The sequence below is a fragment of the Nocardiopsis protaetiae genome (genome assembly GCF_045446735.1).
In the GTDB taxonomy this organism is placed as follows: domain Bacteria; phylum Actinomycetota; class Actinomycetes; order Streptosporangiales; family Streptosporangiaceae; genus Nocardiopsis; species Nocardiopsis protaetiae.
This window is the reverse complement of the sequence record NZ_JBJJBV010000264.1, coordinates 1-9,173: the sequence shown is the minus strand read 5'-3', so window position 1 is coordinate 9,173 and position 9,173 is coordinate 1. Positions and strand designations below refer to the sequence as shown.

The window sequence follows — 9,173 nt, the reverse complement described above, 5'->3', positions numbered from 1 at the left end:
TGCGCTGCGAGCGCCGCCGCACCGGGATGCACCTGATGTGCACCGACCAGGGCCATCCGGACGGGCGCACCACCCCCGACGGGCGGCGTGAGTACCTGGCCGCCGACCCGTCCGGCCTGGACCCGGACGCCGAATCCGGGCGCGGCCTCGCCCTGGTCGACGCGTTGGCCACCTCCTGGGGCGACAACGGCATCGCCGACCACCGCCAGGTGTGGTTCTTCCTGGCCTACGACCTGACCGACAACCCCTGGACCACCGCGGCCTGAACGGCCGCCTTCGCACCGAGAACGCGAAACGGGCCCAGGAGAGCGGTGCAACGCTCTTCCCAGGCCCTCACAATCCCAAAATCCAGACACTCTCACATGTTCGGAAAGCAGGATCGGTGACGCATCCTATCCCGCGCCCACGCCCTCCGACCGGACCGCCCCGGCCGCTGCCCCGGCGCCCCCGGCCGCCGAAGGACCGGGTTGCCTGACCGGAGCCGTCCCGCCCGCACCTGCGCGGGCGGGACGTTCTGCGTTCCCCGGGCCGCATCAGGCGGACCTGTCTTGCCATGGGGGTGGGCGGCCATGCTCGGGGTCTCGACGGTTGTAGAGGTGCCCATTGCTCTGGCACCCTCGGTCCGGTAGAAAGCCCTGGAACGGAGGATCAAGGTCCGGGTGTTTTGTCCGTTTCTTGAGAAGTCATAAAATCGGCTGGTTTCCCGTGGAATCCGTGCAGGTCATTTACTGTGCTCCCCGCACACGCGGGGATGGTCCGGACAGCTGGAGACGGGTGCCGTCATCCACCCGTGCTCCCCGCACACGCGGGGATGGTCCCCCGTCCCGGCCCCGGTGTGGCAGCCGATCCCGGTGCTCCCCGCACACGCGGGGATGGTCCCATGTGGTCTCCAAATGCGAAGAGGCCACCGCCGTGCTCCCCGCACACGCGGGGATGGTCCCCGGCTCCCGTCTCCGCCATCCGACCGCAGGGTGTGCTCCCCGCACACGCGGGGATGGTCCCGCACGGAAGGACGCGCCGCGGGCGGTCTTCAGGTGCTCCCCGCACACGCGGGGATGGTCCCGCGACGCCGGGGCACCAGCGGACGGCGCCGTCGTGCTCCCCGCACACGCGGGGATGGTCCCTCGCGGCGCGCGGCACCACACACATCTAGGAGGTGCTCCCCGCACACGCGGGGATGGTCCCATGGGCAGGCCGGGTCCGAGGAACACCCCATCGTGCTCCCCGCACACGCGGGGATGCGTTCCGAGGACCGCACCGTAGACCAGCGCGGCACCGGCGCACATCAGTGACGATTTTCTCTACAGGATCAAGAGCCCGCCCGCGCGAAGCGCGGGCGGGCTTCCTCTGCGCAGCGTCGATGTGCCTCGGAGGGAGCGTCACCGGCCCTTAGAAAGCCCACCGAACACTGCTCACTGCGTCGCGAGTCGCCGGAGGAACCACTGAGTCAGGATCTCGTCGACCGCCACCGCGCCGGGCAACTGGGGGGCCGGTTCCAGGCCGGGCTCATCGGCCAGCGGGTGGGCCAAGTCCGGCACGGTCGCCAGTTCGATGTCGGACGGATCCGTGTACCGCTCGCGTAGCGCCCCGACCAGGGAAACCGCGTCCTCACGCAGCGCCGGGTGGTCGCGCTCGCCACTGACCAGTAGCAGCGGCGGCTCCCCTGTGAGACTTTCGGCGCGGCCGACGAAGTCCAGTTCGTCGGCGACCCTGCGGGATTCGGCGGTCCAACCGTAGGGCTGGCCGAGCCCGGCCGCGAGAAGTTCGACGGCCGCGCTCACCCGCACGGCCGGATTGACGAGCGCGACCGCCCCGATCGGACTCGGCGGCGCTGTGAGCACCCGCAGAGCCACCGCCCCGCCGAGTGACGCACCGAGGATGCCGATCGGCTGATCATCGATCGGGAGCTGACGGCGCAGCTCGGCCAGCGCGGCCGGGAACTCCTCGACCGCCTGGTCAACGATCGGACCGAGGTACGCCAGGAGTATGTCCTTGCGAGCGAGTTCGAGGTGTCTGTCCAGGCTGCCGTCGACCATGCGCGAGCCGCACAGCGGCATGCCCAGGTGTACCCGCCAAGCGGGAACACCGGCCATGGGCAGCGCCGCCGCGAAGGCCGCATCCGTGCGCGGTGAGTCCAGCATGTGCCAGGTCACGATCAACGGCGCAGGGTCGGTACCTCCCCCGGACGGGGGGAGGGCCGTGAACGGCACGCCTGCGGCTGTACCGGTGATCGCATCCATACGCACTCCTACGGCTTTCAAGGGCTGGGGCCTCCACCGTAAGGGGGCTCTACCGAGCGGGAATATCCTTTCTGCTGCGGGCAGACCTCCGGGCCCGAACCACGACCCGGCCGAAATGTGTGGAAGCGGGCCGAAGGGGTCGTTCCCCGGCCGGGTAAACGGCGCTCCGGTGTTCCTGACGATGATCCGCATCCTCGTCATCATCGATCTCACGGACCCGCGCACAGCTCTGCCACCGGCGCGAAACCCACCCGCCCTATGGCCTCGGCCAGGCCCGGATCGCCCGGGGCCAGCAGCCGCAGCGGCGCGTTGAGCCACGATGTGCGACGGCACGAAGAACTCGTCCGGCACGACGGCGCGCGCATGGACGAGTGCGCCACCGCCCCCACATCACTGGGCGGGACCACCACGCCTAACCTCCCCACACCCATGGCCCGGTACAGGTAGGCCACGCCCACCCCGGTGCCCATGGCCGAGGCGGTGCCCCAGGCCAGAGCCGACGCCGTGGGCCCGGCCGCCGGAGCGGCGGACGAGTCGCGTTCGGCCTGCCCCACGCAGACGTCACGATCGCACGGACGGCACATGGTCGTCGGCATCGCCAAGGGCCCGGTGCAGACCGGGGAGGAACTCGGACAGCGGTCGGTCCCGGTCAGGCTGTTCGGCCCCCTCCAAGTGCTCTCACCACTTGGTGGAGGGCGTCGGTTCGGGTGGAGAGGGGCCCGCGGGCCGCCTGGGCACCCTCCCGGGTCGGGCGAACGGCGACCCACCGCCCCACGTTCGCTCACGCCGCACCAGCTCTCGGCGTTCCAGTCCTTCGACCATGCGGGCCGCGGCGGGCCGGCTCAGGCCGATCCGGCGCCCGAGTTCGGACCGGCTGTGGCCGAGGACAGGAAAAGTTCGCTGGGGAGCCTAGACGGGGCGGAGGAAACAGTCCTCGTACTCCTGCTGCGCACGCCGGGTGCGGGCGGCGCGCAGAGTGCGCTGCCGGTCGGTGAGCGCGGGGTCGTCGAAGCCGAAGAAACCGGTGTCGAAGGAGTTTGCCCCGACAGGGAAGGACCCTTCCCGCAGGCCGGACACCACGGCGGTGCAGTAGCGCACCATGCGGCCGAAATCCTCGGGCTCATACCGGGCCTCGGCGGCGTAGTTCTCCTTCAGCCCGTTCTCCTCGTCGGAGCGGTGGATCTGCGCGGCGTCGTCCAACTCCCAGAACAGCCGCAGCGCCAACGCGCGGTCACAACGGGGGTGCGTGACCACGGCCAGCGGAACCTCGAAACCTTCATCCCAGTTGTAGGCGCTCATCAGCTCCCACAACCGCCGCTCATCGGCCAGTGCGGCCACCCGCTCGGCCAGGGTGGCGTGCTCGCCCGGTTCGTGGAAGAGGATGCGCTCGACCGCAGGATCCATCCGCCGTCCCTCTGATCTGGTCGGTGACGGCCCCACTGTATCGATCCCCGCCGTCAACTGAGCTCTGACAGACCAGCGACGATTGCCCTGTCCTTGCCGATCCGGTAGAAATCCCTGGAGCCGACAATCAAGGGTCGGGTGTTTTGTCCGTTTCTTGAGAAGTCATAGAATCGGCCGGTTTCCCGTGGAATCCGCCCAGGTCATTTGCTCTGCTCCCCGCACACGCGGGGATGGTCCCGGGACCCGCGTATCAGCGGGGGAGAAGTTCACCTGCTCCCCGCACACGCGGGGATGGTCCCCACGCCGGGATCGGGTTGCCCTGCTCGTCGGCGTGCTCCCCGTACACGCGGGGATGGTCCCGAGCCCGAGAAGCCACTGGAGGCCCGTCCAGTCTGCTCCCTGCACACGCGGGGATGGTCCCTCCTGCTCCTCCAGCAGGATCGCGACGGTGTCGTGCTCCCTGCACACGCGGGGAAAACATTTACCCGGCGATGGAGATCGTCTGTCCGATCGCCGACCGGTCCTCCAACGCGTCGAGGACGGCGTGGGCGAGGTCGGCGCGGGAGATCGTGTACCCCCACCGGACGTTGCCGTCGCGCCGGCTGCGGTAGCGGCCCGATCCCGGCCGGTCGGTGAGTTTGGGCGGCCGCAGGATCGTCCAGTCCAGGCCGCCGGCGCGGATGCGGTCCTCCATGGCCGCCATGTCCGCGTTCGAGTCCCGCAGTACGCGGGCCAGGATCGGCTTCGCGACGAACCGGTTCAGCGGATCGTCGCCGTCCACCACGCCGCCGCTCGCGCTGATGGCGGCGAGTCGGCGCACGCCGCAGGCGTGCATGGCGTCGAGGGTCGGCGTGATGAGGTCCTGCTGGACGGTGCGCGATCCGCCCGGGACCGGTCCGACGCAGAAGGCGACGGCGTCCGCCCTGGCGAACGCCGAGGCCAGGAACCCGCTGTCCCAGGTCCGCGACTCGAAGACCTCCTCCGCCTCCAGTCCGTCGAGCCTGCCGCGGTCGCGCACCACGGCCGCGACGGTGTGCGATCGCAGCCGCGCGAGCCGGACCAGGGCCCTTCCCGATCTGCCGCTGGCTCCGACGACGGCGATCCTCATGTTGAACCTCCAGGGGGTGAGTGAGCGTTTACCCACTATGGTGGGACATGCCGGCTGAGGCGTCAACCGGTGGGATCCGTGAGAGGAAGAAACCGTGGAGAAGGACACACGAGCGCGCATCCTGGACGCCGCGGCGCTGATCATCCGCCGTGACGGACTGGCGCGGGCGACCACCCGGCGGATAGCCAAGGCCGCGGGCTGCTCGGAGGCCCTGCTCTACAAGTACTTCCCCGACAAGCAGGAGATCTTCCTGCGTGTGCTCACCGAGCGGGTGCCCCGGGTGGCGGCGGTGGACGAACTCGTCGGGGTGAACGACGTGCGCGCCAACCTGCGGCTGCTGACCGCGCAGATGCTCGCCTTCTACCAGGAGAGCTTCCCCATGGCCGCGTCGATCTTCGGCGACACCGCCCTCCTCGACGCGCACCGGGAGGGCATGCGCGCCCGCGGCGCCGGTCCGCACGTTCCCGCAGCGCTCGTCGCGGCCTACATCACGGCCGAACAGGAGGCCGGGAGGATCAGGCCGGAGGTGGACGGCGACGCCGTTGCCAGGCTGCTCGTCGGGGCCGCGCTCCACGAGGCCTTCCTGGTGAACTACCGCGGGGAGGGGCTCGACGCCCCCGAGGAACTCGCGGACAGGCTCGTCGCCGCCGTTCTTCCGGCAGGAACCGGCCCGCGCGAAGACTGATCCGAACCGGCGCACCGGCGGGCCCTGTTCCGCGCTCCGGCGGATGCATCGACCGGGGCGGGCTCGGCCGGCGGGTGACGGCCGGTGGCGTGCCGGGGCGGGGGTGGTGTCCCCGCGGCGCCTTCAGGGGTGTACGAAGCCCCGGGGATATGGCATGCTCGGTTTTGGGCAGTCGCCCAAGACGATCGCCCAAACTCTGGACCGGGAGGATGCATGACCACGCAGCGGGCGCAGGAGGTGCGCGAGCGGATGCTCGTCGCCGCGGCGGAGCTCATCGCCGAGCGCGGGTGGGCGGGGGTGAGCACCCGCGTCCTCGCCGAGCGGGCCGGGGTGGGGCCCGGGCTGGTGCACTACCACTTCTCCTCGCTGCGCGCCCTGCTCAACGAGGCCGCGCTGCGCACCATGGGCGCCGTGGTCCTGGAGGGCGCCGCCCACCTGCCGGGCGCCACCGCCCGGGAAGGGCTCGACCTGATGCTCGGCGCCCTGGACGCCTACTCCGGCGACGACCCCACCTCGGTGCTGTTCGTCGAGACCTACCTGGCCGCCGGGCGCGACGAGGAACTGCGCCGGGCCCTCACCCGGCTGCTGGCGGACTTCCGCGACCTGCTCACCGACTGGATGCGCGCCATCGGCGTGCCCGACCCCGACACCACCGCCCGCGTTCTGGCCTCGGCCGTCGACGGGCTCATGCTGCACCGCCCCCTGGACCCCTCCCTGACCGCCGAGGCCGTCGTCCCCGTTCTACGCAGGCTCCTGGCCGGAGCCGTTGAGGAGCACCTGTGAGTTTCCTGAGTCAACCCCTACGCCGCCAGAGAAGTGCCGGTGACCGCGGGAACCTTGCCGTTGGCCTGGTGGCCGACAGGGTCGTAGACGGTCCCGTCACGCCAACACGCCCACATCACACGCAGCCAGGCACGCGCGAGAATGCGTGTGGCGTGCGGGTGCCGCTTCTGGCGGGCACGGGCATCGTTGTAGATCTTGGCCGCCCACGCGCTGTCGTGGCGGCTGTTGTCGGCGAACCGGGTCAGGGCCAGGCGCGCTCTGCGATTGGTCGCGAAGCGGAAGGCCACCGCCCGGGACTTGCCCGAGGCGCGGGTGACCGGGACCACGCCCGTCTCGGCGATGAGCCGCTCGCTGGTCCGCGCCCGTTCCAGCAGCGGGCCGACCTCGCCGATGACCTGGGCGAGGTTGACCGTGCCGATGCGCGGCATCGTGGCGAACAGCGGCGCGTAAGGATGGTCTCGAACCGCCTCGGCGATGGCCCTGTCCAGCTCACGGATGGTCGCGCGGATGCCCTGCACGAGTTGGACCTGGACGCGCACGAGTCGGGCGACGACGGTCTCGCTCAGGCGGGAGGCCGGGGCCGGGGCCGAGCGCAGACGCTCGATGAGGACGCTTCCGGGCTTTTTGCCGGAGTAGCCGCGGTGCTTGCACCAGGCCGCCAGGCGTCCGGCGGTGAGCTTGGCGGCCGAGCCCGGGGTGGGATGGCGCTCCAGGAACGCCAGGGCGGTGTCACTGTCCAGGCCGAACACGGCCTTGCCTCCGGGCCAGTGCTCGTCCAGCAGCGCGGCGAGCTGGTTGGTGGCGGCGATGCGGGCCTCGACGTGGTCGGCGCGGGTCCGGGTGAGGGCCTGCACGTCCAGGGTGGCCTGGTCGGTGGGTTCCAGCCGGGGCAGCAGGTGGCCGTCGGTGCGCAGGTAGTCGGCGAGCTTCATACTGTCGCCGGCGTCGGTCTTGGCCTTGGAGGCACCCCAGCGGGCCCGCATGGCGTGGAAGGCGTTGGGGTGCACCGGCACCACGGGGTGTCCGGCGGCCAGGAGCCGGTCCACGGCCAGGCCGCGGGTGGTCTCGATCGCGACCGGGAGGTCGGCCGGGGCGCCGTGGCCGCGCAGCCGGGTGAGGGTCTTGGCGAACCCTTCCTCGGTGTGGGGGAATTCCCACCGGTCGATGCGCTTGCCGGTGTGGTCCATGACGGTCACGTCATGGGTCTCGGTGGCCCAGTCCCATCCGATGAACACGGAAGTCGTACTCCAATGCTGCTGGTGGAGCACCTGCCCGGTGGTGAGGTCGTCTGCCGGGAGCTCATTAATCGGCCCTCTGCGGGGCGTGTCCCTGAAGCCGATCAGACGGCCTCGGCCCGGCGGGGCCGGCGGAACTCACAGTGGCCGTCGAACGGCTCGCACACTTGGCCGTGCGCCCACCGGGACCGAGAGGTCACAACCCTACCCAAAAGGGCTGCACTAAGGATGGTCCTCTAATGAGCACATCCCACGTCGTCATCGCCGGGGCCGGCATCGCGGGCCTGGCCCTGGCCCGGCGCCTGGCCCACCACGGCCGGCGGGTCACCGTCGTCGAACGCGCCCCCGGCCCGCGGCCCCAGGGCTACATGATCGACTTCTTCGGCCCCGGCTACGACGCCGCCCGGGCCATGGGGCTGCTGCCCCGGCTCCAGGAACTGGGGCACGACTTCTCCGAGGCCGTCCTGGTGGACGAACAGGGGCGTCGACGCGCGTCGATCGGGTTCAAGCGCTTCGCCGAGGCCCTGGGCGGCTCCCTGGTCTCGATCATGCGCCCCGACCTCGAACTCGCCCTGCGCGAATCCCTCCCCGACAGCGTGGACCTGGTCTACGGAACCGCCGTGACGGGTGCGGAGGAGCACGCCGACGGTGTCGCGGTGCGGCTGTCCGACGGCCGGGTTCTGGAGGCCGACCTGCTCGCCGGGGCCGACGGCATCCACTCCACCGTGCGGGGCCTGGTGTTCGGCCCGGAGGAGGAGTACCTGATCCACCTGGGCTTTCACACCGGTGCCTTCGTGTTCGAGGACGCCGACCTGCACGCCCGCACCCGGGAGCGCTTCCTGCTCACCGACAGCCTCGGCGCGCAGATGGGGTTCTACGCCCTGAGCGGGAACCGGGTCGCGGTCTTCACCGTGCACCGGACCCGGGAGACCACCCTGCCCGAGGACCCCCGCCGCGCCCTCCGTGAAGCCTGCGCGGGCCTGGGCTGGGAGGTGCCGCGGGCACTGGAGCGGTGCCCCGAGCCCGAGGAGGTCTACTACGACCACGTCGCCCAGGTGCGGATGGACGCCTGGTCCAAGGGGCGGGTGGTGCTGCTGGGGGACGCCTGCCAGGCGGTGTCGCTGCTCGCGGGGCAGGGCGCCTCGATGGGGGTGGGCGGGGCGTTCGTGCTGGCCGAGGAACTCGCCAGGGCGGCCACGCTGCGCCAGGGGCTGGAGGGCTACGAGGCGCGGTGGCGGCCGGTGGTGGAGGAACGCCAGCGCGCGGCCCTCACCGGCACCTCCTGGTTCCTGCCCGACACGGCGCTGCGGCTCCGGCTGCGCCGCATGGTGCTGCGGCTGTCGGCCCTGCCGGGGGTGGACCGGTGGGTGGCCTCGGCGATGTCGGGCAAACCCAGCCGTGTGGTCGGCGACCTGGCCTCCTGACGGCGTGGCTCCGCGGATTGCGTCCGTGGCCCGGGTCCGCCTGCATCCCGGCTGTCACACCAACGGTCGGTTTTCGGATGAGGCGTTGCCGAGGGCGGATTCTCGCGGTAGAAGTGCTGAAGGCCAGCGACAAGCGGTCGGGTGTTTTGTCCGTTTCTCGGGAAGTTTGAAAATCGCCCGGTTTCCATTGGAATCCGTGCAGGTCATCTGCGTGCTCCCCGCGCATGCGGGGATGGTCCCAGCGGCAGCACCGCGGGTTCCAGCGACGTCTGGTGCTCCCCGCGCATGCGGGGA

General features: G+C 71.1%; 9 protein-coding genes, 1 pseudogene and 1 CRISPR repeat array. Of the genes and pseudogenes, 4 read left to right on the top strand and 6 right to left on the bottom strand.

The genetic code is table 11. From position 1 onward, the window contains the following. Positions 1–266, top strand: a 266-nt coding sequence (locus tag ACJOT3_RS28490) for an ATP-binding protein (protein WP_489685965.1), incomplete at its 5' end; no start/stop codon positions are given. A gap of 464 nt (positions 267–730) precedes the next feature. Then, positions 731–1,246: a CRISPR direct-repeat array (repeat unit 29 nt; unit sequence GTGCTCCCCGCACACGCGGGGATGGTCCC). 166 nt (positions 1,247–1,412) lie between these two features. Here the strand turns inward: ACJOT3_RS28490 and ACJOT3_RS28485 are convergent. The 5 genes and pseudogenes from ACJOT3_RS28485 to ACJOT3_RS28465 form a co-directional block, all read right to left on the bottom strand. Then, complete coding sequence (locus ACJOT3_RS28485; RefSeq protein WP_406976210.1) at positions 1,413–2,240, bottom strand: alpha/beta hydrolase family protein; 828 nt, start codon at positions 2,238–2,240, stop codon at positions 1,413–1,415. Positions 2,241–2,449: 209 nt separating this feature from the next. After that, positions 2,450–2,794 carry a hypothetical protein gene (locus ACJOT3_RS28480; protein ID WP_406976209.1) on the bottom strand — a complete coding sequence of 115 codons (345 nt, stop codon included), beginning with the start codon at positions 2,792–2,794 and terminating at the stop codon, positions 2,450–2,452. 124 nt (positions 2,795–2,918) lie between these two features. Next, a pseudogene (locus tag ACJOT3_RS28475) lies at positions 2,919–3,107 on the bottom strand (MarR family transcriptional regulator); the annotation flags it as partial. 42 nt (positions 3,108–3,149) lie between these two features. After that, positions 3,150–3,644: a DUF4274 domain-containing protein gene (locus ACJOT3_RS28470; RefSeq protein WP_406976208.1), complete on the bottom strand. Its 495-nt coding sequence runs from the start codon at positions 3,642–3,644 to the stop codon at positions 3,150–3,152. Between the two features lie 481 nt (positions 3,645–4,125). Continuing rightward, entirely contained in the window at positions 4,126–4,752 is a 627-nt protein-coding gene (locus ACJOT3_RS28465; RefSeq protein ID WP_406976207.1) for an NAD(P)-dependent oxidoreductase, read from the bottom strand. 94 nt (positions 4,753–4,846) lie between these two features. Here ACJOT3_RS28465 and ACJOT3_RS28460 point away from each other — a divergent pair, with 94 nt between their 5' ends. Further along, a complete protein-coding gene (locus tag ACJOT3_RS28460; protein ID WP_406976206.1) occupies positions 4,847–5,437 on the top strand; it encodes a TetR/AcrR family transcriptional regulator in 591 nt (196 codons plus the stop codon). A 213-nt stretch (positions 5,438–5,650) separates the two neighbouring features. Further along, positions 5,651–6,220 carry a TetR/AcrR family transcriptional regulator gene (locus ACJOT3_RS28455; RefSeq protein ID WP_406976205.1) on the top strand — a complete coding sequence of 190 codons (570 nt, stop codon included), beginning with the start codon at positions 5,651–5,653 and terminating at the stop codon, positions 6,218–6,220. A 17-nt stretch (positions 6,221–6,237) separates the two neighbouring features. On the opposite strand, the gene ACJOT3_RS28450 is transcribed toward ACJOT3_RS28455, so the two are convergent. Beyond that, complete coding sequence (locus ACJOT3_RS28450) at positions 6,238–7,455, bottom strand: IS110 family RNA-guided transposase (RefSeq protein ID WP_406976204.1); 1,218 nt, start codon at positions 7,453–7,455, stop codon at positions 6,238–6,240. Positions 7,456–7,694: 239 nt separating this feature from the next. Between ACJOT3_RS28450 and ACJOT3_RS28445 the strand changes: the two genes are divergently transcribed. After that, positions 7,695–8,879, top strand: coding sequence for an FAD-dependent oxidoreductase (locus ACJOT3_RS28445; RefSeq protein WP_406976203.1), 1,185 nt, complete (start codon positions 7,695–7,697; stop codon positions 8,877–8,879). The last annotated feature ends 294 nt before the right edge of the window (positions 8,880–9,173 follow it).

Excerpts from the sequence above, each read along its gene's own strand:
- ACJOT3_RS28485 (WP_406976210.1), bottom strand. The coding sequence starts at position 2,240 with ATGGATGCGATCACCGGTACAGCCGCAGGCGTGCCGTTCACGGCCCTC.
- ACJOT3_RS28470 (WP_406976208.1), bottom strand. The coding sequence starts at position 3,644 with ATGGATCCTGCGGTCGAGCGCATCCTCTTCCACGAACCGGGCGAGCAC.
- ACJOT3_RS28465 (WP_406976207.1), bottom strand. The coding sequence starts at position 4,752 with ATGAGGATCGCCGTCGTCGGAGCCAGCGGCAGATCGGGAAGGGCCCTG.
- ACJOT3_RS28455 (WP_406976205.1), top strand. The coding sequence starts at position 5,651 with ATGACCACGCAGCGGGCGCAGGAGGTGCGCGAGCGGATGCTCGTCGCC.
- ACJOT3_RS28445 (WP_406976203.1), top strand. The coding sequence starts at position 7,695 with ATGAGCACATCCCACGTCGTCATCGCCGGGGCCGGCATCGCGGGCCTG.